At 69.3% G+C, this 25,828-nt stretch carries 18 protein-coding genes; 7 read left to right on the plus strand and 11 right to left on the minus strand.

The features are described from left to right. The coding region (locus VE326_00380; protein HYJ31655.1) for a hypothetical protein at positions 1-400 on the plus strand (400 nt) is incomplete at its 5' end. Positions 401-403: 3 nt separating this feature from the next. Here the strand turns inward: VE326_00380 and VE326_00385 are convergent. The 3 genes from VE326_00385 to VE326_00395 form a co-directional block, all read right to left on the minus strand. Continuing rightward, positions 404-1,489 carry an SPFH domain-containing protein gene (locus tag VE326_00385; GenBank protein HYJ31656.1) on the minus strand — a complete coding sequence of 362 codons (1,086 nt, stop codon included), beginning with the start codon at positions 1,487-1,489 and terminating at the stop codon, positions 404-406. Between the two features lie 49 nt (positions 1,490-1,538). Further along, positions 1,539-2,405, minus strand: a complete 867-nt coding sequence (locus VE326_00390; protein HYJ31657.1) for a zf-TFIIB domain-containing protein — start codon at positions 2,403-2,405, stop codon at positions 1,539-1,541. Positions 2,406-2,476: 71 nt separating this feature from the next. Beyond that, positions 2,477-4,462, minus strand: a complete 1,986-nt coding sequence (locus VE326_00395; protein HYJ31658.1) for a tetratricopeptide repeat protein — start codon at positions 4,460-4,462, stop codon at positions 2,477-2,479. A 299-nt stretch (positions 4,463-4,761) separates the two neighbouring features. On the opposite strand from VE326_00395, the gene VE326_00400 reads away from it, so the two are divergent. Then, the gene (locus VE326_00400) at positions 4,762-7,467 is read left to right on the plus strand and encodes a FlgD immunoglobulin-like domain containing protein (GenBank protein ID HYJ31659.1); all 2,706 of its coding nucleotides are present in this window, start codon (positions 4,762-4,764) and stop codon (positions 7,465-7,467) included. A 48-nt stretch (positions 7,468-7,515) separates the two neighbouring features. On the opposite strand, the gene VE326_00405 is transcribed toward VE326_00400, so the two are convergent. Genes VE326_00405 through VE326_00420 form a run of 4 tightly spaced genes read right to left on the minus strand, consistent with a single transcriptional unit; the run spans position 7,516 to position 11,924 of the window. Further along, positions 7,516-8,133, minus strand: a complete 618-nt coding sequence (locus VE326_00405; GenBank protein ID HYJ31660.1) for a hypothetical protein — start codon at positions 8,131-8,133, stop codon at positions 7,516-7,518. Beyond that, the gene (locus VE326_00410; GenBank protein ID HYJ31661.1) at positions 8,130-10,139 is read right to left on the minus strand and encodes a M23 family metallopeptidase; all 2,010 of its coding nucleotides are present in this window, start codon (positions 10,137-10,139) and stop codon (positions 8,130-8,132) included. The genes VE326_00405 and VE326_00410 overlap by 4 nt, the downstream gene beginning before the upstream one ends. A gap of 9 nt (positions 10,140-10,148) precedes the next feature. Continuing rightward, positions 10,149-11,417, minus strand: a complete 1,269-nt coding sequence (locus VE326_00415; protein ID HYJ31662.1) for an MFS transporter — start codon at positions 11,415-11,417, stop codon at positions 10,149-10,151. 9 nt (positions 11,418-11,426) lie between these two features. Next, on the minus strand, positions 11,427-11,924 hold the full coding sequence (locus VE326_00420; GenBank protein HYJ31663.1) for a hypothetical protein: 498 nt from the start codon (positions 11,922-11,924) through the stop codon (positions 11,427-11,429). A 251-nt stretch (positions 11,925-12,175) separates the two neighbouring features. On the opposite strand from VE326_00420, the gene VE326_00425 reads away from it, so the two are divergent. After that, on the plus strand, positions 12,176-12,568 hold the full coding sequence (locus tag VE326_00425; GenBank protein ID HYJ31664.1) for a DUF4332 domain-containing protein: 393 nt from the start codon (positions 12,176-12,178) through the stop codon (positions 12,566-12,568). 132 nt (positions 12,569-12,700) lie between these two features. Then, positions 12,701-14,653, plus strand: coding sequence for an oligopeptide transporter, OPT family (locus VE326_00430; protein ID HYJ31665.1), 1,953 nt, complete (start codon positions 12,701-12,703; stop codon positions 14,651-14,653). A gap of 28 nt (positions 14,654-14,681) precedes the next feature. On the opposite strand, the gene rho is transcribed toward VE326_00430, so the two are convergent. Then, the gene (gene rho / locus VE326_00435; protein ID HYJ31666.1) at positions 14,682-15,818 is read right to left on the minus strand and encodes a transcription termination factor Rho; all 1,137 of its coding nucleotides are present in this window, start codon (positions 15,816-15,818) and stop codon (positions 14,682-14,684) included. 579 nt (positions 15,819-16,397) lie between these two features. Between rho and VE326_00440 the strand changes: the two genes are divergently transcribed. Continuing rightward, on the plus strand, positions 16,398-16,598 hold the full coding sequence (locus tag VE326_00440; protein HYJ31667.1) for a cold-shock protein: 201 nt from the start codon (positions 16,398-16,400) through the stop codon (positions 16,596-16,598). A 56-nt stretch (positions 16,599-16,654) separates the two neighbouring features. Here the strand turns inward: VE326_00440 and VE326_00445 are convergent, their stop codons facing one another. Continuing rightward, complete coding sequence (locus tag VE326_00445; protein ID HYJ31668.1) at positions 16,655-18,907, minus strand: protein kinase; 2,253 nt, start codon at positions 18,905-18,907, stop codon at positions 16,655-16,657. Between the two features lie 162 nt (positions 18,908-19,069). Between VE326_00445 and VE326_00450 the strand changes: the two genes are divergently transcribed. Further along, entirely contained in the window at positions 19,070-19,642 is a 573-nt protein-coding gene (locus VE326_00450; protein ID HYJ31669.1) for an isoprenylcysteine carboxylmethyltransferase family protein, read from the plus strand. 46 nt (positions 19,643-19,688) lie between these two features. Here the strand turns inward: VE326_00450 and VE326_00455 are convergent, their stop codons facing one another. Together VE326_00455 and VE326_00460 are read right to left on the minus strand one after the other, a co-directional pair. After that, positions 19,689-21,848: a PQQ-dependent sugar dehydrogenase gene (locus VE326_00455; protein HYJ31670.1), complete on the minus strand. Its 2,160-nt coding sequence runs from the start codon at positions 21,846-21,848 to the stop codon at positions 19,689-19,691. 87 nt (positions 21,849-21,935) lie between these two features. Then, positions 21,936-22,736, minus strand: coding sequence for a hypothetical protein (locus tag VE326_00460; GenBank protein ID HYJ31671.1), 801 nt, complete (start codon positions 22,734-22,736; stop codon positions 21,936-21,938). A 169-nt stretch (positions 22,737-22,905) separates the two neighbouring features. On the opposite strand from VE326_00460, the gene VE326_00465 reads away from it, so the two are divergent. Beyond that, positions 22,906-25,284, plus strand: a complete 2,379-nt coding sequence (locus tag VE326_00465; GenBank protein HYJ31672.1) for a protein kinase — start codon at positions 22,906-22,908, stop codon at positions 25,282-25,284. The last annotated feature ends 544 nt before the right edge of the window (positions 25,285-25,828 follow it).

Genomic DNA, 25,828 nt, shown 5'->3' on the forward strand with positions numbered 1-25,828 from the left:
GGAGCTCTCCCCGAACCGCATCGGGGGCCGCCACGTGCTGGGCATCGTCCTGGCCGAGATGGGGCGGTTTGACGAGGCGTTGATGGAGGCCCAGGGGGAGCGCGCGGAATGGGCGCGGCTGACGGGACTCGCCTACGTGCATCAGCTGGCCGGCCGGAAGGCGGAGTCGGACGAGGCGCTCCGGCAGCTCGAGGAGCGGCATGCCGTGGACTCGCCCTATCAGATTGCCGCGGTCCACGCGGCTCAGAACGATGCCGACGGCACCTTCGCCTGGCTGGAGCGAGCGTATCAGGAGCGGGATTCCGGCATGGCCCAGGCCGGGAGCGAGCCGGTCTTCCGTCCCTTCCACGGCGACCCTCGCTGGGCGGCGCTGATGAAGAAGCTCGACCTCGACGGATAAGACTCAGCTCTGCGGCGGAGGCGGCGGCGCGAACAGCGCCGCGAGGGCCGGCACCGAGGTCACGGGCGCCCAGGCGCTCATCCCCGCCGTCCACGCATAGCTCTGCGGGGTGACCTGCCCCGAGGCCACCGACGCGCGGATCTGCTCGAGCGTGAAGGGACCCGAGGCATGGCCGGCCGTCGCGACGTGCCAGAGGGCGTCGGCCAGCGGCACGGGGGGGATGACCGAGGCATTCGCGCTCCGCGGCGCCGCGGCAGCGTAGGAGAGGCCCAGGCCCAGCCCCACGCCCGCTCCGGCCAGCCCGCCCGCGGGATTGGCGGCCGCGAGCGGCGTCGCCGCCCCCACCTGGTAGCGCTGATACCGCTCCACGTCGCCGATCACCTCCATGCCCGACCGCGCGTCCATGGCCTGCTCCACCGCTTCCGGTACGGAAACGTTCACGATGTAGAGCTGCGGAACGTCCAGACCGTACTCGACGCCGATCTTCGCGAGGACCCGCTTCCTGAGCTCCTCCGAAAGACGGAGGTAGCTCGCCGAGAGGTCCGCGATCGCGATCTGCGTCGTCGCGATCAAATCGGCGAACGCGGTCGCGATGATGGAGCGCAGGAGCACGTCGATCTCGTCGGCCTGGAACGACCCGTCGGTGCCGACCAGCTCGGCGAGAAGCGCCTCGGGCTTGGCCGCGCGAAGCGTGTAGGTGCCGAACGCCCGGACGCGAAGCGGCCCGAGCGAAGGATCGCGCAGGATCACCGGGTTCGGCGTCCCCCACTTGAGCTCCGTGATCTGGCGCGTGGCGACGAAGTAGACCTCCGCCTTGAAGGGGCTGTCGAACCCATGCTTCCAGCCGCGCAGCGTGCTCAGGAGCGGCAGGTTCTTCGTCGTGAGCTCGTAGGTGCCCGGGCCGAACACGTCGGCGACCCGCCCCTGCTCGACCACGACGGCCGACTGGCCGGGGCGCACGATCAGGCGGGCGCCGTTCTTGATCTGGTTGTGGTATCGCGGGAATCTCCAGACGACGGTGTTCCGTGAGTCGTCGACCCATTCGACGATGTCGACCAGCTCGCCCCGCAGCTTCTCCACGATACCCATGCGTTCCTCCTCGTTCGTGGCCGCCCGCGCACGCACGGCGCCCGTCGCGTTACAGGCGCTGACGCAGCAGCAGCGTGAACAGATCTCCCAGATTCATCGGGCGCTCCCGGCGCTCGTCCGCCGCCCGCTCCTTGGCGAGAATCGTCTCCGCCGCGGCGACGGCGGCGACCCGCCTGGGATCGGCCGCCAGCGACGCGTCCCCCTGCGCCGCATCGGCGCCGCGGAGCCCTCCCTCGATCACGAACGCGGCGATGTCCTCCAGCTCATGGGCATCGAGCCAGGTGCCGTGGCTGGCGCACCAGTCCACGACCACGCCGGAGCGTCGCCCGAAATTCCGCCGCTGCATCATCACGCCGCACTCCGGACACTTTCGATAGGTGAACTCGGGCTGCCACGTCGAGCGCCGCTCGTGGTGCGCCGGCGCGGAGACGCCGTCCTGGAGCAGCCGCTCGCGGATGCGGTCGATCAGCCGGTCGATCACGTCGCCCGGCGTCCAGAAGCCCAGGCAGGAGGGGCACTCCTCCACCCAGATCCCGCCGAGGTTTCGAGGGGCGAGCGTCGCGGCCGTGCAGACCGGACACGAAAGCGCCCCGGCGGCGGCCCGCACCGGCTGCGGGAGAAACGCCACCCCGCAGGCGACGCAGTAGCGCGCCGACTCCGGGTTCTGCGCGTAGCACTCGGGGCAGACCGGACCCGAGGCCGCCGGCCGCCGGACGACTTCGGCGCCGCAGTAGGAGCAGGTCCGCTCGTTCGCTCCGACCAGGGCGCCGCACGCGGCACAGCGCGCGACCGCGGCATCCTTGGCCCGCGGCGGCTCCGACGGGAACGTCGCGCCGCAGCGGCATTGGATCGTCGGACCCGCCGCGAGGCCGGCGTCGTACTGGGCATGGCACTGGGGACAGGCGACGAGCTTCAAGGCACGCGCTCCGGGCTTGCGTCGGCGAAGGGTCCCGGAAAGGATCGGCCGCGGCGGGCGGAAACTTGAGGCTAGGGGGCGGCGGCGGGGGCCGTCGGGGCGGCGGCGATCCCCAGCTTCTTCAGGTAGGCCGGAGCGAGGGTCGCGCCGAGCTGCTCCGCCTGGCGCGCGTCGCGGATCGCGGCCTCGCGGTCCCCCAGGCCCTCGTAGGCAAAGCTCCGGTTCAGGTAGTAGCCGGGAATGCGCGGGTCGCCGTACGGCGCGCGCCGGATCGCCTCCTCGTGCGCCGTCACGGCATCGCGGTAATCGTGCAGCTTCTGCTGGTACTGGCCGATCGCGTCCCAGAGCGCGTGGTTCTCCGGGTTCCCCGGATCCAGCTCCAGCGCCCGGCGCGTGTCGGCGATCGCCTTGTCGAACTGCCCCGCCATGTAGTAGCCCACCGCCCGGTTCTCGTAGGGATCGCGGAACTGGGGATCGGATGCGATGGCGCGCGAGAAGTCGGCGATCGCTCCCGGGAGATCTCCACGCTGTCCCTTGATGGCGCCGCGGTTGTTCAGCGCTCCCGCCAGGTCCGGTTTGAGCTGGAGCGCGCGATCCAGATAGAGGTACGCCGAATCCGCCCGGCCCAGGTCGAAGAGGAGCGTCCCCTTGTTGGCCAGAGCGAACGCCGCCCGCGGGTTCAGTTTCAGGGCTTCGTCGTAATCGGCCAGCGCGGCGGCCGGGTCGCCCACCGTGTGGTGGTAGTAGGTCCCGCGCAGGAAGTACGCGTCGTAGATCCGGTTCGGGTAGTTGCGGATGGTGTCGGTCCAGAGCGTGGAGGAATCCTTCCAGACGCCGCACCGCTTCCAGGTCTGGACGAGACAGACGGGCACGAGCAGCAGCAGCAGGCCCGCCGTGAAGGTCTTCACGGAGGAGCCCGAAGCCCAGGGCCGGGGGCCCGTGTCCATCCAGTGGGAGAGCGCGAAGAAGAGCCCGACGTAGGGGAGGTAGGTGTAGCGATCCGCCATCAGCGCGTGGCCGACGGTGACGAACTGGAGCACGAGGGCGATGTTCACCAGGAAGAACGCGAGACCGAACAGGACGGCCCGATCGCGGCGGAACCCGTAGACCACAGCCGGCAGAAGGACGACGAGCGCGACCAACGCGACGTAGAACTCCGGGCCCACCCGTCCCCCGACCGGATAGGGATAGATGGCCGAGAGCCCGAGGGGCACGAGGAGCTTCACCACGTACGACACGGTCCCGTAGGCCGCAAACAGCACTCTCGAGAAGAGAGGAAACACGGGCACGTCCACGATGGCGCCGACGGCTTTCTGCGCCTTCAGGGTGAGGAGGCCCGCGACGATCGCCAGGACGAAGAAAGGAGCCTTCTCGAGGACCGAGGCGCTGTCCCAGCGGCGGCCGCGGTAGGCGTCGACCAGCAGCAGCGCCACCGGGAACGTGACGGCGGCCGGCTTCGACGCGAGCGACAGCAGGCATGCGGCGAGCGCTCCCGCGAGCCACATCCCCCGCTTGGAGTCCCGGTATTCGAGATACGCGATCAGGCCGGCGAGGTAGAAGAAGACGAAGAGCACGTCCTTGCGCTCCGCGATCCACGCGACCGATTCGACATGCATCGGATGAATCCCGAAGAAGAGGCCCGTCACGACCGGAGCCCAAAGCCCTCCCGCCAGCTTCCGGATGAACAGGAAGACCAGGGCGGTGTTCGCCAGGTGGAGGAGAAGGTTGAGCCAGTGATACGACGCCGGGTGCAGCCCCGAGAGGCGGTAGTTCAGCGCGAGCGAGAGAACGGTCAGCGGGTGGTAGTTCCCTTCCAGGGGTCGAACCACGATGTCGTGCAGGGAGGGATGCGCGAGCGTGAGGTTCTCGGTGACGTACTTGGCGTCGTCCCAGTTCGTGAAGCCATTGTCGAGACTGGGGAGATAGACGGCGAACGTGAGCGCCAGGATGCCGGCGAGCCAGGCCCACCAGGGCCCGTACCGCGCGTCCGTCGGCGCCGCCGCGGGCCTCCGCCGTGACGGAGGCGAGCTCTTGGGCTTCTTCGAGACCGGACTCATGGAAGTCACCGATGATACGACTGCGGGAGCATCAGAGGAACCCCGCGATACCCGATCGGCTGCCTCTTTGTCAGGACCCTGACAGCGTGGCAGCCCGCCGGGCCGTCCTCGGCCGCGGCTCCCGGCCATGCGTGGGCCAAGCGATTGCCGGACATCGATCTTGCCTGCCACACAAGCCGTCTCGGCGGGGCATGCCTCCTGCTGTCCTCTCCCTTGTTCTCTTGCGTCTCTCGATTGGTTCTCGCTCGGGAGGAGCGCGACCCTGCCTTCGAGGGGCTCCGCTCCAGGGGGTAGCGTTCATGAAATGGCCAGGTCGACCCCGCTGGATGCGGGGAGGCATCCTCGTCTCGTTCGCGGCATTCCTGCTCCTGCCGGGGGCCGCCGCGGCCCGGCCCGCGATCCGATCCGCTTTCTTCGCCGCCTATCCCGCCGCCCTGGGCTCGCGCCTGGACAACCTGCCCAGCATCTCGGGCCACTGCGGCGTCTGCCACTATCAGTTCACGGGTGCGGGCCCGCGGAACCGGTATGGCCAGTGGGTCGAGGCGGCGCTCCCCAGCTACCCGAATACCTCGGACGGCAAGCGTCTCGCGATCCTGAGCATTCAGAACAACGACTCCGACGCGGACGGCTACACGAATCTCGCGGAGATCACCGACCTTGTCACCTACGTGAACACCCCGACGTTCCCGGGGCTCGTTCCCGCGAACGTGGACAGCGTGAGCGCCGTGAACAAGAGCGATCTCCTCGCCTACCTGGTCCCGGCGACGGGCTCCGATACGACGCCGCCCACGATCACGGTGCTGGCGCCGAACGGCGGAGAGTCGTGGACCGGCGAAGCGGCGAGGACGATCACCTGGAGCGCGAGCGACAACGTGGGCGTGGCGACCGTGGACCTGTTCTATCGGGACGCGGATCTCGCTCCCTGGGAGGCGATCGCGCTCAATTTGCCCAACACGGGGAGCTATTCCTGGTTCGTCCTGAACACACCGGCGACCGGCGCGCGCGTTCGAGCGTTGGCGCACGACGCGGCCGGGAACACGGGCTCCGACATGACCGACGGGTTCTTCACCATCGTTCGCATGCCGGGCGGGACCGCGCCGACGACATTGCGCGACTTCAAGCAGCCGGGATCCCAACCCCTGGAGGGGGGCCAGTACGTGGACCACACCGCGTGCACGACCTGCCACGGCGGCTACAACATCGCCGTGGAGCCCGGCTACAACTGGCAGGGAACCATGATGGCCCAGGCCGGCCGCGATCCGCTCTTCTTCGCCTGTCTCGCGGTCGCCAATCAGGACGCGCCTTCCGCCGGGGATCTCTGCCTGCGCTGCCATAACTCGTTCGGGTGGCTCGGGGGGAAGAGCACGCCCACGAGCGGGGTGCAGATGACCACGGCGCTCGACCGGGATGGCGTCTCGTGCGACTTCTGCCATCGTGGGGTGGATCCGATCTACAAGGCCGGCGTGAGCCCGGTGGAGGATCAGGCGATCCTGGCCGCCATGATCCCTTCCCACGTGCCCACCGCCTACGCCAACGGACAGTACGTCGTCGATCCGGTCTCGCAGAAGCGGGGCCCCTTCGCCGACGCGGCGTCGCCGCACACGTTCCTCGCCTCAGCGGTGCACACGAAGAGCGACTTCTGCGGGACCTGCCACGACGTTTCGAATCCGGTCTTCAGCCGCGTCTCCGGCGCGGACTACGCCCCCGGTCCGCTGGACCAGGCGGCGGGGCCGGTCACGTCCGATGCGTTCATGCCCCTCGAGCGCACGTACAGCGAGTGGAAGAACAGCGCGTTTACGGCCGGTGTCTACGCGCCCGACTTCGCCGGCAACAAGCCGAGCGGCATCGTGTCCACCTGCCAGGATTGCCACATGCGAGCCGTGGCCGGAAACGGGTGCAACGATCCCCTGGCTCCGCTCCGGGCCGACCTTCCGCTGCATGACATGACCGGCGGCAACGCGTGGCTGCCTTCGATCATCGCCGGGCTCAACCCGCTGGAGGTGAGCGCCGCCTCCGCAACCGCGGCGTCGTCACGCTCGGTGTCGATGCTTCAAAAGGCGGCGGCCATGGATCTCACGTACGCGGTCGCCGGCGACAGCTTCCAGGCCGTGGTCACGGTGACCAACCGTACGGGGCACAAGCTCCCCACCGGCTATCCCGAGGGGCGCCGGATGTGGCTGCATGTCGTCGCCCGAGACGGAGCGGGCGCGATCGTCTACGAATCGGGGAAGTACGACCCCGCCACCGGCATTCTGACCCACGGTCCCGAAGCGGCGGTCTACGAGGCCGAGCTGGGTATCTCGCCGGCGCTCGCCGCGGCGCTCGGCACGCCGCACGGTCCGTCGTTCCACTTCGCGCTCAACGACTCGCTCTACAAGGACAACCGGATTCCGCCCCAGGGGTTCACCAACGCGGCGTTCGCGGCGTTCGGGGGAGCGCCGGTGGATCCCGACCGCCCCGCGCTCCTTCCCCGCTACGCGGACGGGCAGAACGCGGACACCCAGAAGTTCGGACTGCCGAGCACCGCGCATTCGGTGTTCGTGGAGCTTCTCTACCAGACGACCTCCAAGGAGTACGTCGAGTTCCTGCGCGATCAGAACACGACGAACACGGCGGGACAGACGATGTACAGCGTGTGGACGGGAAACGGCCGGTCGTGGCCGGTGGTGATGCAGACCGATTCGGTGGGACTCAACGTCACCGGAGTTCCGGAGCAACCTTCCGTGGTCGCGGCTCCCGCGCTTCGCATCCTTCGTAACCCCTTCGCATCGACGCTCGAGCTGCGCGTGGATCTCGCACAGCCGACGCCGGTACGGCTCGACGTCTTCAACGTCCAGGGCCGCAGGGTCCGGACCGTCGAGTGGGGCGTTCTCGCCGCCGGCACGCATCCGCTGTCGTGGGACGGGCGCCTGGAGCGCGGCACGAGCGCGGGCACCGGCATCTACTGGATCTCGGTGCGGGCGGGCGAGCACAAGCTCGTGCGACAGGTGGTTCGCGTGAAGTAAGCGCCTCCCGGCGTGGCCGGAAGACCCCGGGAGCTCTGGCTTCCGGGGTCAGGCCCGCGGGCGCGCGAACAGCAGCCCGTCCAGGAGCATTCCCGCAAAGAACGCGATCGCGTGCCCGATGTCGCCGAACCGCTCGGGGTAGATCACGAGCTTGGCCACGAGCGCGAGCGTGACGACGCCGATCCATCGGAGCCGCGCGGGCCGCTCCAGCCGCCGCATCCAGCCCCCCAGGCACCCGAACCCGCCGAACGACGCACCGACGTCGCCCGCCGGAGCCCAGTCCGAGAGGCGGGTCATGCCGGCGAAGTGCATCGGATAGACGAGCAGCGCGGTGGTCGCCAGCAGCGTCACCACGTGGGCGAGGGCGAACAGGAGCGCGGCCCGGCCCGTGCCGAAGCGCGTTTCATACACGCCCGCCGACAGGGCGAGGAAGACGAGGATCCCCACCAGCATCGGTGGATTGCGCACCAGGAACACCCCGGTGATCAGCGTCGGCCAGCGGGCCAGGTCGATCTGGAAGGGATCGAACCCCCACGCCTGCGCGGCGAAGGGCACCAGTTGCCCCCGGGCCGAGCCGTTGAACAGGGCGATCACGAGGACGGCGAGATCGAGGAATGCGGTCAACGGGGCGCGGAGGACCGGCTCGAACCAGCGCCGCGCGGTCAAGGGCCGACCCGGAACGAGCCGTTCGTCCTCACGGCGTTTCCCGCGTGGTCGGCCGCCACGAGAAGCACGCGGTGCGTGCCGCGGCGGGGCGGATGCGCCGGCCGCCACCGCAGGCGCCCCGCTTCGGGATCCCATTCCGTCGGCACGCGCGCGCCATCCACTTCGAACCACGAGGCGCGTGCGTCGACCCCGCTTCCCTCCTCCGTGACGGCGGCCTCGAGGGCCCAGCGGCTGTAGGGTTTCGTCGCGGCGCGCGAGGGGGGGCGGCCCAGGACAATGCGCGGGGAGGTGGTGTCGCGGAAGAGCGCGAACGTTCCGAGGCGGCGCGTCTCGGCCGTGACGGCGCGCCGCACGCTGTCGCGCTGCGCTCCGACCCAGGACCAGCCGTCCCCATCGAGCCGGCAGACGCCGACGCGATCGAGCCGCGCTCCGGCGGGCGCCGCGAGGGTCACGCGCGCGGGGCGGCGGAGCGGCATCGTGGAGGGCTCCACGCGCCAGGCGCCCGAAAGCCGCTCCAGTCCGCGTGCCGAAGGCCCCGCGCCGCCGCGGACCGCGAACAGGAACCCCTCTTCGAAAAGAGCGCCGGCCGGAACGAGGAGCCGATTTCCGTCCAGGGACAGCTCGAGCGAGTCCGCGGCATCGAGGCCCGCGCCGGTGACCATGCCGCCGGAGTCGGGATGCGGACCGCTGGAGGCACGCATCGCGAGCGGAACGCGAACGGCGCGGCCCAGCCTGAGGCCGGGATATGGAAAGGTCGCGCACCAGAGATCTCCGGCTCGCGTGGCCCTTTGACCGGTCGCGCCGATCTGCAGGTCAACACCCTGCGGCGCGAGGCCGGCGGGCAGGCTCCAGCGAACGCGCCCTCCGGGAAGCGATGCGAAGTCTCCCGGAGCCTCGGCCCACGAGGAGTCTCCCTTCCAGAACGCGGGCCTCGCCGGCGGGGGCGCCGCACCCGGGCGAAGAACGATCGCGCGGCGCACCTCGTTGCCGCCCAGGTCCCGCGCCCAGACCGCGAGCGTTTCGGGAGGGTCGCCGGGCCGGAGACGGAGCGTCCCCGCCTCTTCGGTGAGCGGAGCGTCCGAGCGCAGGAATCGCGGGCGGTAACCGGCGGGAGCCCAGAGCACGAGGCCCTTCCCGCCGGTCACGCGTCCGGCGTCGTGGAGGTAGTCCCCTTCCGGCATGTCGGTGGCCCAGCTGACGCTGTCGAACCGGCACTCGGTGGTCCGGCCGCGCCACGTGATCCCCGTCGACCACGGCGCCATGCGGTCCACGCCGCTCCAGATGCCGTCGCGCGCATCCACGATCACGCGGAGCCGACCGATCGCGCGCAACGTGTCGGCCTGCGCCGCCAGGGGAATCGTGATTGGACCGGAAACGCCCCGGACGGCCGAGGAGTCGTCGAGCGGCTCGAGCGTGATGCGCGGGATCGCCGGCGGATTTCGATCGGCCACGACCAGGCCGGCGCGCTGGGGATGGTAGGCGACGTCGCCGCGACGGATCTCGAAATGGAGGTGCGGCCCGCCGGCGCCGCTCTCACCCGACCAGGCGACGACGTCCCCCGCTCGCACGCGGATCTCGTTGGGCTTGGGCCAGAGATCCTGCTCGTACTGGCCATCGCCCGCCTGCGCTTTTCGAACGTAGGCATCGATCGCCGGCGCGTAGGCGTCGAGATGGCCGAGCTGAAAGGTGCGGCCGTCGGCGGCGCGCAGGTACACGGACCGGCCGTAGCCGATCCCGGAGCAGCGCACGCGCTCCACCCAGCCGGTCTCGGGGGCGCGCACCGGTTTCCCGACGCGCCGGTTGGTCGAGAGGTCGAAGCCCGCGTGGAAGTGGCCGATCCGGTATTCGCCGAATCCTCCGCTGACGACGAGCGGCGGCGCGAGCGGGGCGCGCGTCAGGGGCGGATCCAGCGGCGGCGGCGCGACGAACACCACCGGCTGGCCGGAAGCGACGGCGACACTCGCAAGCGCGAGCATGACGCCGAGAACCACGGGCAGCGGCTTCATCCCCGCATCCTACTCGAGCCCCGCCCGGTGCGTCTCCGGCGCGAACCAGGTGGCCAGGAGCGTGATGGCGCAGCAGGCGACGAGGTAGGTCGCCACCGCGCCGGGACCGTGGCGGCTCAGGAGGAGCGTGGCCACCAGGGGCGCCAGCCCGCCCGAGAAGACCGAGGTGAACTGGTAGACCAGCGAGCTGCCGCTGTAGCGCACCGAGGTCGGGAAGAGCTCCGAGAAATAGGCCGCCATCGGGCCGTACATCATGTCGTGCCCCACCATCGCGATCACGATGGCGGCCGCGACGAACCCAGGCCCTCTCCCGAACAGCCAGAAGAAGGGAAACGCGGTCAGGAGCGAGAGCAAAGCACCCGCGAGGTACAAGGGCCGCCGCCCCACGCGGTCCGAGAGATGCGACCAGAACGGAATCGCGAACAGTCCCACGACGGCCGACAGCGCCACGCCGCCGAGCACGGCGCTCCGCGGATAGCCGAGCGTCTTCTCGCCGTAGCTCAGCACGAACACCGTATAGATGTAGAAGAGCACGTTCTGCGCGAAACGCATTCCCGCTCCGATCACCACCTCGCGCGGATGACGGCGCAGCACGTCCAGCAGGGGCGCGCGCGACTCGCGGCCGGTATCGCGGACCGCCGCGAACGCGGGCGACTCGAGCACGCGGAGCCGCACGAAGAGGCCGATCCCGACGAGCACGACCGAGAGGAGGAAGGGCACGCGCCATCCCCAGTCGAGGAACGCGCGCTCGGGAAGGCTGGCCGAGAGCGCGGTGACGAGTCCGGTCGAGAGCAAAAGCCCGGCCGGGACGCCCATCTGGGGCCAGGATCCGTGGAAGCCGCGCCGCTCGGAGCCCGAATGCTCCACCGCCAGCAGCACCGCTCCTCCCCACTCGCCGCCGACGCCGAAACCCTGAAGGAATCGAAGCACGACCAGGATCGAGGGCGCCCAGATGCCGATCCGGTCGTAACCCGGGAGGAGCCCGATCAGCGCCGAGGCGACGCCCATGATCACGAGCGACCAGACCAGCATCGTCTTGCGACCGATCCGGTCGCCGTAGTGGCCGAAGACCGCGCCGCCGAGCGGTCGCGCGACGAATCCCACGGCGAAGGTCCCGTAGGCGCTCAGGGTTCCCGCGAGCGGATCGAGCCTGGGAAAGAAGAGCCGGTTGAAGACCAGCGCCGCCGCGGTGCCGTAGAGGAAGAAGTCGTACCACTCGATCGTGGTGCCGACGAACGAGGCGAAGACGACTCGTCGAAGCTGACCCGGCGTCGTCATGGCGGGTCTCTAGAGCTTCATCTTCGTCGCGCGCCCCTTGGCCGTTCCGCCGCCCTCGGCGGGTTTTCCGGCACGATCGAGCGCCTGGTACTGGATCGTCGACGTATAGGAGCCGCCGTCGGACGAGACCCGGATCCTCTCGGTCAGCACCCCGCGGCCGGAGGGCATCCATCCCGCGCCGCTCTTGAAGGCGTCGGGCGCGGACGGCGTCGTCGCGTAGAACTCATACCGCGCTTCGAATTCGTTCGGGCGAACGGTGCGCCACACGCCATAGGCGGGCGGCACCGGGGGTGCCGCGTCGTAGTTCGAGGACTCGGTCAGCGTGCCGTCCTCGTGGAACACGTACATGAATTCGAGGTCCTTGATCGGGGCGAAGGCCCCCGCGTCGAACTGCACCGAGGAGCGCCAGGCGCCGACGAGCGCGGCTCTCGAACCCCCGCCCGGGCCGCACCCCGCCAGACCGACAGCAACGAGCAATCCCCATCCCCAAGCCGATCCTCGCTTCATCTCGAGCCTCCGACGTGCGCGTCCCATGCACCGGCCACCCTTACCCCGGAATCCCTTGCTCCTCACGGTGGATCGGTCCAGAATACATGCATAGCCTCAACTGTGCTTCCGGGCCACCCTCGACGGTGGTCAAGCCCTCCTCGAACCGGTCCCAACACGGCATCTCTCGAGAACCAGGCCTCAGGGCCCTACGGCTCGAACGAGCCATCGTGCGCACGCACAGACCGGGAAGGAACGATATGAATCACAAGATGACCGATCTGAAAGGCATCGATCAGGACCTCGTCGCCAAGCTGAAGGCTGCGGGCGTCGAAACCACGAGCGACTTGATGAAGGTCTGGCACGACCCGGATCAGCGCGCCAAGCTCGCGACGACCTCGGGTCTCAACGACGAGCAGTTCAAGCGGATGGTCTCCCTGGCGCGGATGGCGCGCATGCCGGGCGTGGGACCGAAGTACGCCGAGCTCCTCGTCACCTCGGGCGTCATCGGCCGGAAGAGCCTCTCCAAGCACACCCCCGAGGGGCTGGTGAAGCATCTCGCGGAGGTGAGCGCGTCGCGGAAGCTGACCGGACCGGTGCCCTCGCTGACCGAGGTCGGCGCGTGGTTCGCCGACCTGAAGCCGCTCGTCGGACCTCCGGACTGATCCGCGCTCCCCGAGCGCGCTCGGCCGCGAAATCGGCCCCGGCGATATCGACCGCCGGGGCTTTTCCCTGGGCGGGAGGAGCCCTGATTCCAGGGTAGCCCCGCCTCCCTCCCGCTGCTATCGTGACGGCGCTTGAAACCCAGAGAGCTGACGATACGCGGCCTCGTCCTGGGCGCGCTCATCACCACGGTCTTCACGGCCGCGAACGTCTATCTCGGCCTGAAGGTCGGGCTCACCTTCGCTTCGTCGATCCCCGCGGCCGTCATCTCGATGGCCATTCTCAGCGCCGTCAAGGACTCGTCCATCCTCGAGAACAACATCGTGCAGACCGTCGCCTCCGCGGCCGGCACGCTCTCGGCGATCATCTTCGTCCTGCCCGGCCTGGTGATCGTGGGCTGGTGGACGGGGTTCCCGTTCTGGCAGTCGTTCCTGATCTGCGTGAGCGGCGGCATCCTCGGCGTGCTGTTCACGATTCCGCTCCGTCGCGCGCTGGTGACCACGTCCGACCTGCCCTATCCCGAGGGAGTCGCGGCGGCCGAGGTGCTGCGCGTGGGTTCCGGCACGCGCGGCGAGACGAAGGACGACACCGGCGAAGCGCGCCAGGGGCTCGTCGCCGTCATCCTCGGCTCCGTCGCCTCGGCGGGGCTCGCCATCGTGACGGCGACCCGCATCGCCGCGGCGGAGGTGACCGGCTTCTTCCGGATCGGCGCGCGAGCCTCGAGCGGCTACGACGTTGCGTGGTCGCTCGCGCTGCTCGGCGCCGGGCATCTGGTCGGACTGTCGGTGGGGATGGCCATGCTGACCGGCCTCATCATCGCCTGGGGCATCGCGGTTCCGATCCTGACCTCCATGCAGCCCGCCGCGGCGGGGATCGGGCTCGACGCGCACACGCTCACGATCTGGCGCACGCAGGTGCGCTTCATCGGCGCGGGCTCCATCGCGGTGGCCGCCATCTACACGCTGGCCACGCTCGCGAAGCCGGTCATCGGCGGACTCGTCGGCACGCTCGCCGCTTCCCGGGCCAAAGCCTCCGCGGACGAGCGGGATCGCGACCTCTCCCCCGGCTGGATCGTCGCGCTCACGGCCGTGTGCCTCGCCATCGCCGGCTGGCTCGCCTTCACGTTCGCCAAGTCGACCGCACTGGCGCCGAGCGCGGTGCCGCTGACCGTGATCGCGGTGCCCTTCGTGCTGCTCGGCGGCTTCCTGATCGCGGCGATCTGCGGGTACATGGCCGGGTTGATCGGCGCCTCGAACAGCCCCATCTCGGGCGTCGGGATCCTCTCGATCGTGCTGTGCGCGTCGGCGATCATCGTCGCCGTGGCGCCCACGCCGGAGACGCGCGGCCCCCTGGTCGCGTTCGCGCTCTTCGTGACCGCGATCGTGTTCGCCTGCGCGACCATCTCGAACGACAACCTTCAAGATTTGAAGACCGGTCAGCTGGTCGGCGCGTCTCCACGGCGCCAGCAGATCGCGCTGATCGTGGGTGTGGCCGCCGGCGCCTCGGTGATCCCCTGGGTGCTCAACCTGCTCGCCAAGGCCTATGGGTTCGCCGGCGCGCCGAACGTCGGCGTCGTCGCGCCCAATCCCCTGCCCGCGCCCCAGGCGACGCTCATCTCCGCGCTCGCCCAGGGCGTGATCGGCGGCAACCTCGACTGGAAGATGCTCGGCATCGGCGCGCTGGTCGGCGTGGGGCTCATCCTGATGGACACGACGCTCGGCGCGATGAAGAAGCTGCGCATTCCGCCTCTCGCCGTGGGCATCGGGATCTACCTTCCGATGTCGGCGACCTTCGCGGTCGTCGTCGGCGCGGTGGTGGGACACTGGTACGATCGCCGCGCCCGCGCGATGCCGAACCCGGGCCGGGCCGAGCGGCTGGGCACGCTGGTCGCCTCGGGCTTGATCGTCGGCGAGAGCCTGTGGGGCGTGATCAATGCCGGTCTCATCGTCGCGTTCGCCAAGGACGCGCCGATCGGGCTGGTGCCGGAGACCTTCGCGCTCGCGCCCTGGCTCGGGCTCCTCGGATTCGTCGCGATCGTCGCCTGGCTGTACGGCTGGATGCTGAAGCGCTCCGCGGAAGCCCGCTGAGGGGCCCCAGGCGGGCAGGGCCGGTGCGTCAGGATCCCGGGATCTGCTTCAGCAGCTCCTCGTTCGTGGGGAACTGCTCCATCACCTTCCGAAGCTCCAATATGGCCTGCTTCGGCGGCAGTTCCAGCACCCGGCGGCGCAGCCGGTTGATCGCCTCGATCTCGTCCTTGGAGTAGAGCAGCTCGTCCCTCCGCGTCCCGCTCTTCGCGACGTTGAGGGCCGGGAACACGCGCTGGTCGGACAGCGCGCGGTCGAGCACGACCTCGCTGTTTCCGGTCCCCTTGAACTCCTCGAAGATCAGGTCGTCCATGCGCGAGCCGGTCTCGATCAGCGCGGTCGCCAGAACCGTGATCGATCCGCCCGCTTCGGCGTTCCGCGCCATGCCGAAGAACTTGCGCGGGATTTCGAGCGCGCGCGAGTCCAGCCCGCCGCTCATGGTGCGGCCCGAATCGGAGCCGTACGCATTGAAGGCGCGCCCCATCCGCGTGAGGCTGTCCACCAGCACGACGACGTCGCGCCCGCACATCAGCTCGCAGCGCGCCTTGGCCATGCACATGGTGGCGAGGCGGACGTGATCCTCGACCGACTCGTCGCTGCTGCTCGCGAAGACCTCGGCGGGCACCGAGCGCCGGAACTGGGTCACCTCTTCCGGCCGCTCGTCGATGAGCAGCACGGTGACGATCGTGTTGGGCGCTCCCGCGAGGATCGCGGCGGCAAGCTCCTCCAGCAGCGTGGTCTTCCCCGCCTTCGGCGGCGAGACGATGAGTCCCCGCGTGCCGCGCCCGATCGGCGCGAAGAGGTCGATGATCCGCATCGAGACGTTCCGCAGAACCCCCAGCGGAAAGCGCCGGTCGGGATTCGTCGCGGTCAGGCTGGTGAACGAGGACCGCTCCCGGAAATCCTCGGGAGGCAACCCGCAGATGGCGGCGACGGACTCCAGCCGTGGGCCCTGGCCGCCCTCCACGGCGGCGCCACTGACGGAGGCGCCGGAGATCAGCTGGTAGCGCGTGATGAGGCCGGGAGAGACGTAGACATCCTCGCCGCTCGGCGCAAAGGAGCGGGCCGGATCGCGGAGAAAGCCGCCGCCGCGTTCGAGCACCTCGAGGTATCCGGAAACCGGCCGCGGCGGCCCGCTCTCGACCGGGGCGACGGGCGCCTGCCGCAAACCGCGCCGGTAGGGCGGCTGTCCCTGAGGCGGCCGCTGCGGCGGTCTCGGCCCGGACGGCCGGGGAGGCCGCGGCCCCTGCTGCGAGCGCTGGGGTGGTCGCGCCCCCTGCGGCCGCTGCGGAGGCCTCGGCCCGGACGGCCCCGCCGGGCGCGGGCCCTGGTGGGAACGTTGAGGCGACCTCGGTCCTGACGGTCCCGCCGGCCGCGGTCCCGGATGCGACCGCTGAGGCGGCCTGGGTCCCGACGGACGGGCCGGCTGCGCCCTTCCGCCCTGCTGCCTACCTCTGCGTGATGGTTTGCGACCGCCGCCTGTCATGGAAGTTCTCTTGTACCGCATGGCGGCCGAAAAGGAATCCCTTTACTTCCGGCCCCGGGCAGCCGATACTCTTTTTCGAGTGGTTGTAACCTGACGGTCGCACGCAGCGAAAGCACGCGATTCTTGCCGCAGGAGAAACTGCCTGCGGCGTTTTTGTATCCGAACAGACGCTGTTCGGGGGCCAGGCCAAATTGGCTTGGTCGGTCCTCTCGAGAGAGAGGGCATGTTGGGGCGTTGGCCCCGGTGAACAAGGAGCACAGAGTGGCTGCAGGTACGGTGAAGTGGTTCAACGAGTCGAAGGGTTTCGGTTTCATCCAGCAGGAAGGCGGAGAGGACGTGTTCGTTCACTACTCGGCGATCTCGGGCGAGGGCTTCAAGACGCTGGCCGAAGGCGAGCGGTTGGAGTTCGACGTCGTCCGCGGTCCGAAGGGACTTCAGGCGGCGAACGTCCGTAAGGCATAGCTTCACGCCCCCGCGTTACGGGAGGCGGTGCCGCAAGGCGCCGCCTCCTCGCTGTTTCAGCCCCCAGCGTCCAGCCTCAGCTTCCGAACCAGCGCCCCGTAGCGGGGGTCCTGCCGGATTCCATCGAGACGCGGATGGACCCGCAGGAAGATCAGCCCCGTGGCCTTCTCCTGCACCGCGGCATCCAGCCAGCGGAAGGCCTCGTCCACCTCGCCCAGCCGCGCGTGCAGGGCCGCGATGCCCCAGGCGGACACCACGCGGCGTGAGCGCGCGGCGGTCAGCTCCTCCAGCTGGCGGCGGGCCTCCTCCAGGTTGCCCATGCTGATCTCGAGATGCGCGATCCCGAAATGCGGCCCGGCCACGCCGCCGCTCAGGCGCCGGCCCTCTTCGTACTCGCGGCGGGACTCCTCGAACCGGCCCACGGCTTCGAGGGACCGCGCGAGGTCCGTGTGGGCGCCGTCGAACCGGGGGTCGATCTCGACCGCCTTCTGGTAGTAGACCAGCGACCGCTCGTACTCGCGGGCATAGTAGTAGGCGTCCCCGACGGCGGTATGGATGATCATCGACACCGGATCGAGCTGGAGCGCGGCAAGCATCGCTTCCTGGGCCTCGCGGTGCCGCTCCGTGCAGTAGAAGATGCCTCCCAGGGCGGTGTACGCGGCCGGCTGGGGATTCAGGTCGATCGAGTGCTCGAGATTGCGGATCGCGGCCGGCAGATCGTGATCCAGGATCGCCACTTCCCCGAGCGCCGTGTAGGCGTCGGCGAGCGAATCGTCCAGCTCCAGCGCCTTCAGCGCGGCCGCCCGCGCGAGAGGCGCCGCCTCGGAGGGAGGCGCCATGCCCCGTTCGGCGCGGACGACCTGGCAATGGGCGATCCCCGCCCAGGTCGGGGCGAACGTGGGATCCAGCTTCAAGGCGCGATCGTAGTACCGAAGGCTCAGCTCGATGGCTTGCGGCGAGGTGGCCGCCGCGGTGTGCCGGCCCTTCAGGTACTCGACGTGCGCCTCCGGGTTGACCGCGGCCTGGCGCTTGGCGAGCCGCTTCGCCTCCTTCGGAGTCACGTGCACCTGGATCTCCTTGGCCACGGCTTCCGCGACCCGGCTCTGGAGATCGAGGACGTCCTCCAGGTCGCCGTCGTAGCGGTCGGCCCAGAGCGTCTCGTCGCTCCGCGCGGAGATCAGCTGGGCCGAGATGCGCACCCGCTTCCCCACCAGCAGCGCCGAACCCTCGAGAACGGCGCTCACGTTCAACTCGCGGGCGATCTCCGGAAGGGCCTTCTGGGATCCCTTGTAGCGCATGGCCGAGGTGCGTGAGATCACCCGCAGCGCCTTGAGCCGCGCGAGCTCCGAGATCAAGGCCTCGGTCATTCCGTCGGCGAAGTACTCCTGGGCCGGATCGCGCGAGACGTTCTCGAACGGGAGAACCGCCAGGGACGGGAGCGCCTCGCGAACGGATTCCCCATTGCCTCCGTGCGATCCCGGCCGGCCGATGGCGCGCAGCGTCTGGATCACGGCGACGGCCGACGCGGGACGCTCGCCGGCCTCCTTCCGCAGGCAGGACTCGATGAGGCGGTCCAGGTCCTGGGAGATGTCGCCCCGCAGAGACCCCGCCGGGCGCGGCACCCCGTGGAGGATCTCGAACATCAGGGTCTCGATCCGGTCCTTCTCGAAGGGGCGCCGTCCGGTGGTCATCTCGTAGAGCACGGCCCCGAGCGCGTACAGGTCGGTTCGCGCGTCGATCACGCCGCTGGCCAGCTGCTCCGGCGCCATGTACGGCAGGGTGCCGACCACCCCCTGGATGCCGCTCGATGCCGTGGCCAGGGTGTGACCGACTTTTTCCTGGAGCCGCTTGGCCAGGCCGAAGTCGACCACCTTGGTCTGCCCCTTCGGAGTGACCATGATGTTGCTCGGCTTCAGATCGCGATGGATCACGCCCTGCTCGTGCGCGGCTTCCAGCGCCTCGGCGATCTGGCTTCCCAGGCGTGCGATCTCGGCTTCCGGGAGCGGCTCCCGCTTCAAGTGATCCGCGAGGGACTCTCCCGGGACCAGCTCCATCACGAGGAAATCGATCCCCTGGTCGGTGTCGAAATCGTAGACGGTGGCGATGTGAGGGTGGTTGAGGCGGGAGAGCGCCAGCGCCTCGCGCCGGAATTGCCGGCGCGCCTCCTCATCGGTGAGAACGTTGGGCGGCAGGACCTTCACGGCCACGTCGCGCTCGAGGCGGCTGTCGTGGGCGCGATAGACCTCCCCCATGCCGCCGGCGCCGAGCCGTTCCAGAACCTGATAGTGCGACAGCTTCCGGCCGATCATCGGGGGGCAATCAGCTCCAGCGCGACGAGCGACGTCCTGGAGATCGTTCGAGTCGGTCCGAGGGAGGCCATTCCGAAAAGGCTAGCACGGACGGGAGAGGCACGGAATGATAGGCATCCGGTGCCGCCGAGCCCCCACCTGCCCGGAGCGAAAGGAAGCGACGTGAGCGAACGCCTCGTGGTGCTGTCGTTCTATGGATACTTCGCCCTGTTCCTCCTGGTGGAGTTCGTCCTGACGCGGTTTCGGCTCGGATCCGGGGAGCGCGGGAATCGCGACCATCTGTCGACCCTCTTCTTCCTGATCCTGCCGTTCGTGGGGATGTTCCTCTGGATGTTCTCCATCAAGGCGGGCTCCGTCGGCGCGAACCCGTCGTGGCCGTCGTGGATTCTCGGCGTTGCGGTGGGACTTTGCGGATTCGCCGTTCGATTCGTGGCCAAGAGAACGCTCGGCCGTTTCTTCACCGTGCGCGTGCAGCTCCAGGAGAAGCACGAGGTGGTGAGCTCGGGAATCTATCGATGGGTGCGGCATCCGCTGTACCTGGGATACGTGCTCGAGTGGGCCGCTCCTCCGCTGATCCTGGGAAGCCCCGCGGGATTCCTGTTCACCACGCTCCCCATCCTGGTGGGCGTGCTCCAGCGCATCCCTCGCGAGGAGGCGCTCCTGGTCGAAGGGCTGGGGGAGGACTATCGCGCGTACATGGCTCGGACGAAGAGGCTCATCCCCGGCGTGTGGTGACGAACGGCGTCCGGGCGCTCGGATCCGGGCAGGGACGCCGCCGTCGCTACCTCAATCGGACCGCACGCCGCACTTGGATGGCGCCTTCCCCCGTGTACCTCACGAAATAGATCCCCGCGGGCGCGCTCCCTCCGCTCGTGATGCGGCCATCCCACGTGAGGCGCCGCACTCCGGCCGGGAACGTTCCGCGAGCCAGATGCCGCACCAGTCGGCCGCGGACGTCGAATACATCCAGGGCCCCCCGCTCCCCACGGGCGAGGGTCAGGGCCACCTTGAGCTCGGAGCGGAACGGGATCGGCGCGACCTCGAGCAGGCGAGCCTGCGGCGCCGGCGGACTCCCAGTCACGCCGCTCGGCGGCGAGCCGAGGACGTCCGTCGTGATGGTGGCGGTCCTCGAGGCGCCGGACGCCACGGAGCCGAAATCGAACCCGAGGGCGAGAGCGAGCCGCGCGGGCCCGGCCGACGTCCCGCCGGCCAGGGGCTTGTCCGCGGCGACCTCGGCCGCCACCTGTGCTGCGGTATCCACGTCGGCGCTGAACACCGCTCCGCTCGAGGCCGTGCCCCAGTGGCGGACGTAGCGCGTGGACTGAAACGAGTCGTAGAGTACGAGCGTCGCCGACTGACCGGAGCCTGATGGCGCGGCGGTCGTCGCGCCGTCCTCGTCGCCGTTCAGGTACGGGGCGATCACGTCCACGTAGGCCAGCGGCTGCGACGCGCCCGACCGATTGGTGAACGTGAGCTGGCGCGTCAAACGTCCCGCAACGGAATCGACGCAGGCTTGGACGTCGATGTCGAACACCCCGACGCGAAGCCTTGACGCGAGGCACCCGGTCGGGGCGCTTGCGCACTCGCGAATCGCCGCCGAATTCAAGAAACCGACGCCGCGGATCCGGCTCCCCGCGTCCGCGAAGGCCGTGATCCCGGGAAGCAGCGCGTTGCCGGGAGTCGTGGATCCAAGCGTGTCGCCCAGGGCGGTTGCCCGGCGCAGAACGGGCATGTCGGAGGCGGCGACCGGAGCGCTCGGCACGATCTTGAAGACCTCGCCGCCGCCGTCGCAGATGTAGAGCTCGCCCCGCGCATCCTCGCCGAAGCTGGTGATCGACCCGATCGAGAGGCCTCCGCCGGGAGCCAGCTCCGCCGTGCGATCGATGACGTTCGCCATCGCTCCCCCGACGAACCTCCCCGAATAGATCGCTCCCGAACAGTAGTCCGCGAAGAAGTAGGTCCCCTGGAGGTCGGGGATGACGCATCCGCGATAGACATAGCCGCCGGTGATCGAGCAGCGGCTCAGGGAATGGTCGTACTCGTAGGCTGGGAACACCTTGGGACAGGCGGCCGCGACGCACATGCCGCACGGGGTGGTCGCGCTCTCGAGGTGGAAAGGGGTTCCCTCATAACAGCGCCAGCCGTAGTTGCGTCCTCCGCCCGAGCCGGCAGGTTCAAAATCGACCTCCTCGATCGCGTTCTGCCCCACGTCGGCGATCACGAGGTCGCCCGTGCGTCGATCGAAGCTGGGGCGCCACGGGTTGCGAAGGCCGTAGTCCCAGATCTCGTCCAGACCCGCCGTCGCTCCGAAGAACGGATTGGTGGGCGGGCTGGCGTACGTCGCGCCGCTCACGTCGATCCGGAGAATCTTCCCATAGAGAACGTTGAGGTTCTGCGCCCGGTCCTGGGGGTCGTCCGCGCTGCCGCCGTCCCCCATCCCGATATAGAGGTAACCGTCGGGGCCGAATCCGATCCAGCCGCCGTTGTGGTTGGCGTATGGCTGCGGGATCGAGAGGATGGTCGTGCCGGCGGGGCTCGCGCTGTCGGGATCCGCGCTCACGGTGTGGCGCTCGATGATCGTGGTCCCGTCCGACGCCGTGTAGTCGATGTAGAAGCGGCCCGTGGTCGCGTAGTCCGGGGCGAACGCCAGGCCGAGCAGCCCCTGCTCGGTCCCTGTCGAGAGGACCGCGGTCGTCAGGAACGCGCGTGCCAGCACGGCGCCGTTCTTGAAGATCCGGATCCGGCCCCGGTTGTCGGCGCCGCGCTGCTCGACGATGAAGAGGCGCGCGGTATCGCCGGGAGGCGACGTCACGAAGAGCGGTTTCGACAGACCGGAAGCGATGCGGACGGTATGGAGCGGTGTCGCCGCGTGGACGGGTGGCGCGGCGATGACGAAGAGAAGCGTGAGGACGGAAACGGCGAGCCGGAAGCGCGTAGCCATGGGCGGACCTCGTTCGTTCGCCCCGACCCTCTATGAGGCTAGGTGAGGCCGCCCGGGCAAGGCAAGTGGATTGGCGAAGGGTTCCCTCTAGTGTCGCTTCCCCTTCCCCGACAGGTCCTGCTTCGCATAACCCTTGGGAATCTCGAACAGGTCCTTCGAGAGCGCGCTTCGATTGAACGACTCGAGCTTCAGATCCAGGGTCATCTTCCCCTGGTCGAAGCATCGCGTCACGATCGGGTAGCCGTCCACGCTCGTGTCCCACTGGAACGCGCGCGTTCCGTCGCCGCCGGAACCTCCGCCCGCGGACTGGACCATGATGAGGGAGTGGCGCAGGTAGTCCTGCATGGCGAGCATCGTCTTCCGCTCCGCCTCGCTCATCGCGAAGTCCTTGGACGTCGTGCCCCAATATTCGGAGCGCTTCTCGCTCCCCCGCATCGCGTCCACGCGCGTGCAGTCGTAGCCCCCGATCGTCTGATGCTCGTTGGACCAGACATATTCCGTGGGCGCGGGCGGCGCCATGCTCATCATGCCGCCCATCGATTGCTCCGCCATCTTCCTCTGCTCGGGCGGCAGCTTGGCGAGCTGCTTCTCCGCTTCCGCCATCATGCCCATGCCGCCGGGCAGCGCGCCCTTCTCGATATCGAAGTAGGATTTCGTCTGGTCGTCGACGATCCGGAGCACGTGATCCGATTCCAGGAACAGCATCCTCGCCGAGCGGGCTCCCTTCATCAGCATCGCGACGCGGCCCTTCTCGATGGAGAACTGGGCGGTCGCTGGATATTCCTTCCCGTCCACGGTCTGCACACCGCGGTAGAACGTGTTGAGCTGCGCGTGCACGGGACCGCCGGCGATGAGCAGAACCAGGGGGATCAGCACGGAGTGGCGCATCGATTGCCTCCTTTCGGGAGTGTGTTTCGAGAATGCCTCCGCCCTTCCTGGGTTGACAAGGTCCATGTCGACGACCGACATCCCGGGCCGGCGGCCCTCTTGCTGCCGGGGCTCGCGTCGTTCCGGCAGCCTCGACACTCAGCCCGGGGAACCCTAGACTCCTCCCACCATGCCCCTGGCCCCCGGCACCCGCCTCGGCACGTACGAGATCCTCGGCGCCCTCGGCGCCGGTGGGATGGGCGAGGTCTACCGTGCACGGGATCTGCGCCTGGGCCGCGAGGTCGCGATCAAGGGGCTGCCCGATGCGTTCGCGCGGCACCCGGCACGGCTCGCCAGGATCGAGCGCGAGGCCCGGCTGCTCGCCTCCCTTAACCATCCGAACATCGCCGGCATCTACGGACTCGAAGAGGCCGGAGCCACGCCCTACCTCGTGCTCGAGCTGGTCGAGGGGGAAACGCTCTCCCAGCGGCTGGGGCGTGGCGCGCTTCCGGTCCGGGAGGCGCTCGATGTCGCCGGGCAGGTGGCCGCCGCGATGGAGGCGGCGCACGAGCGGGGCATCGTGCATCGCGACCTCAAGCCCGATAACGTCATGCTCACCGCGGCGCGGGCCGTGAAGGTGCTCGACTTCGGAATCGCGAAGGAACGAGCGGCGCAGGAGGAACAGCCGTCCGACGGCCCGGAGGCCCCCACGCTCTCCGCATCGGCCACGGCCGTGGGCGCCGTTCTCGGCACCGTGGCGTACATGAGCCCCGAGCAGGCCAGGGGGCGGAGTGTGGATCGCCGCGCCGACGTGTGGGCGTTCGGATGCGTCCTCTACGAGTGCCTGACCGCGCGCCAGACCTTCACGGGCGATACGGCGCTCGACGTGATCGCCCACATCCTCGAGCATGAACCCGATTGGAGCCTGATCCCCGCTTCGGTTCCCGCGCGCCTGCGCGACATGACCCGCCGGTGCCTCACCAAGGACGTCCAGGAGCGCCCGCGCGACATCGGCGACCTGCGCCGCGAGCTGACCGACATCGCCCTCGAGCTCACCGGGAGCTCGGGCGGCCGGCCCTCACCGTCAGCGGCGCTGCCGTCCCTGGCCGTGCTCTACTTCGAGAATCTCGCGAACGACCCCGAGAGCGATTATTTCTGCGCCGGCATCACCGAGGACATCCTCACCGACCTTTCGAAGATCAAGGGCCTCCGGGTGGCCTCACGCAACGCAGTCGCACGCTACCGCGGCGCGGCCGTGGATCTCCCGAAGATCGCCGCGGAGCTGGGTGTGGGTGCGGTCCTCGAGGGGAGCGTGCGGCGCGCGGGCGAGCGGCTGCGCATCACCGCGCAGCTCATCAACGCCTCGGACGGTTTCCATCTGTGGGCCGAGCGGTACGACCGGACGATGGAGGACGTCTTCGCGGTGCAGGAAGAGATCGCCTCCTCGATCGCCGAGGCGCTGCGCGTCGCGCTGACGCCCACGGAGTCGGCCACGCTCGTCAAGGACCGCCCGAAGGACGTGCGCGCCTACGATCTCTACCTCCGGGGCCGCGAGCTGTACGGGCGCTACACCGACGCGGCCCTGCGCGAGGCGATGGGTCTGTTCCAGCAGGCGATCGAGATCGACCCGAAGTATGCGCTCGCGTGGGCCGGAATCGCCGATAGCTATGGACAGCTCTGCCAGTGGGGCAAGTCGGTGAACATCCCCGAAGCCACCCGATTGGGCCTCGAAGCCGCGCGCCGGGCGATCGCCCTGAACCCTCGCCTTCCGGAGGCGTACAAGGCCGAAGCACTGAACCTCCTCATCGTGGGGGATATCGAGGCCGCGCAATCCGCGCTCCGGCGCGCCCTGGAAGTGAATCCGCGCTTCATGCCGGCCCTGGCCAACCTGACGGTCCTGTCGTTCAATCGCGCCGATCTCGCGGCTGCCGAACGGTATTGTCGCAGCGCCGTCGAGGCGGACCCTCAGGATCCGTTCCCCTACCATTGGCTCACCCAGTTGACCTACATGACAGGGCGGTTGGATGAGGCCATCGCCCTCACCCATCGCATCCGCCAGCTGTCGCGGGACCACTTTCCCACCACCGTGCTGTACGCCGCGCGCGGGTGGGTCCATCTCGCGCGAGGAGATCGCGCGGCGGCCGCCGAGTCGATGCGCGAGGGCCTTGCCCACGGAGCCGGGCCCGGCGACATGCAAGCGATCGGCGCGATGATCGCGGCGGTCGAAGGGCGCACGGACGAGGCGAGAGCCCTGGTGCGCGAGCTCTGCCATGCGACCGGGCATTCCTTCACGGCGCAGCTGCTGATCGCGGGAGCGGCGGCGCGCATCGGTGAGGTCGCGATCGCCCCGACCGTATTCAACCCGGTGATGATCCGGCAGGTCGATACCGCGGCGCGGCTCGACCCGAATCTCCACCCAATCCTGGACCTCCCCCAGTTCGGCCCGCGACGCCGCGACGCCACGCTGATCTGGCCCTTGGAAGCCCCCATGATGGCCCCCTCCGTTCACCGCCTCTTCCGCGAAGTGCGGATCGAGTCCGGCCTCCCCCCAGCAAGCGGCGTGGACTGATCCCAACGATTGGCACGAAGCAAACACCATCCATGGCATGTAAGTAGAACTCAGCTCTGCAAGGCAATGCGGTTGGGCCGGGGTCAACGTGACGACCGGCCACTTTTGGGGGTGCCGCCCGGCCGGTGATGCCGTGCGATGGGGAGGGCAGGACGCAGCCCGGTCTTGGACGCGAGGGAAGGCAGCCGCGGAGGGCGGCCTCCCGGAGGCCCGCCGAGGCGGCTACGAGACTCGAGTCAGTGTCGGGCCGGAGGGCGGTCCGCCCGAAGGGCTGCCTTCCCTCGCGCAAGAACGCGTAGCGCCCGGCCCCCCGTTGGCGAGGACACCCGGAACGGGTGCCGCGACCTCCAAAACGAGAAGGGCCGCCGGGTTTCCCCAGCGGCCCCCTCGCCACTGCCTTGCGAGTGTTACTTCACAAGCGCCATCCGGCTTCCAGACTCGGAGCCGTCGGCAAACTTCACCTTGTAGAAGTAGACGCCGCTCGCCAGCTGCGTTCCGTCATCACGACGACCGTTCCAACGAACCTCGTTGGCACCGGCCTCGG

It is taken from the genome of Candidatus Binatia bacterium (assembly GCA_035631035.1).
GTDB lineage: Bacteria > Eisenbacteria > RBG-16-71-46 > SZUA-252 > SZUA-252 > DASQJL01.

What these genes read in the sequence shown, in the direction of transcription:
- VE326_00385 (HYJ31656.1), bottom strand. Translation starts at nt 1,489, where the DNA reads ATGGGTATCGTGGAGAAGCTGCGGGGCGAGCTGGTCGACATCGTCGAA.
- VE326_00425 (HYJ31664.1), top strand. Translation starts at nt 12,176, where the DNA reads ATGACCGATCTGAAAGGCATCGATCAGGACCTCGTCGCCAAGCTGAAG.
- VE326_00465 (HYJ31672.1), top strand. Translation starts at nt 22,906, where the DNA reads ATGCCCCTGGCCCCCGGCACCCGCCTCGGCACGTACGAGATCCTCGGC.
- VE326_00455 (HYJ31670.1), bottom strand. Translation starts at nt 21,848, where the DNA reads ATGGCTACGCGCTTCCGGCTCGCCGTTTCCGTCCTCACGCTTCTCTTC.
- VE326_00445 (HYJ31668.1), bottom strand. Translation starts at nt 18,907, where the DNA reads ATGATCGGCCGGAAGCTGTCGCACTATCAGGTTCTGGAACGGCTCGGC.
- VE326_00395 (HYJ31658.1), bottom strand. Translation starts at nt 4,462, where the DNA reads ATGAGTCCGGTCTCGAAGAAGCCCAAGAGCTCGCCTCCGTCACGGCGG.
- VE326_00415 (HYJ31662.1), bottom strand. Translation starts at nt 11,417, where the DNA reads ATGACGACGCCGGGTCAGCTTCGACGAGTCGTCTTCGCCTCGTTCGTC.
- VE326_00400 (HYJ31659.1), top strand. Translation starts at nt 4,762, where the DNA reads ATGAAATGGCCAGGTCGACCCCGCTGGATGCGGGGAGGCATCCTCGTC.
- VE326_00420 (HYJ31663.1), bottom strand. Translation starts at nt 11,924, where the DNA reads ATGAAGCGAGGATCGGCTTGGGGATGGGGATTGCTCGTTGCTGTCGGT.
- VE326_00410 (HYJ31661.1), bottom strand. Translation starts at nt 10,139, where the DNA reads ATGAAGCCGCTGCCCGTGGTTCTCGGCGTCATGCTCGCGCTTGCGAGT.
- VE326_00460 (HYJ31671.1), bottom strand. Translation starts at nt 22,736, where the DNA reads ATGCGCCACTCCGTGCTGATCCCCCTGGTTCTGCTCATCGCCGGCGGT.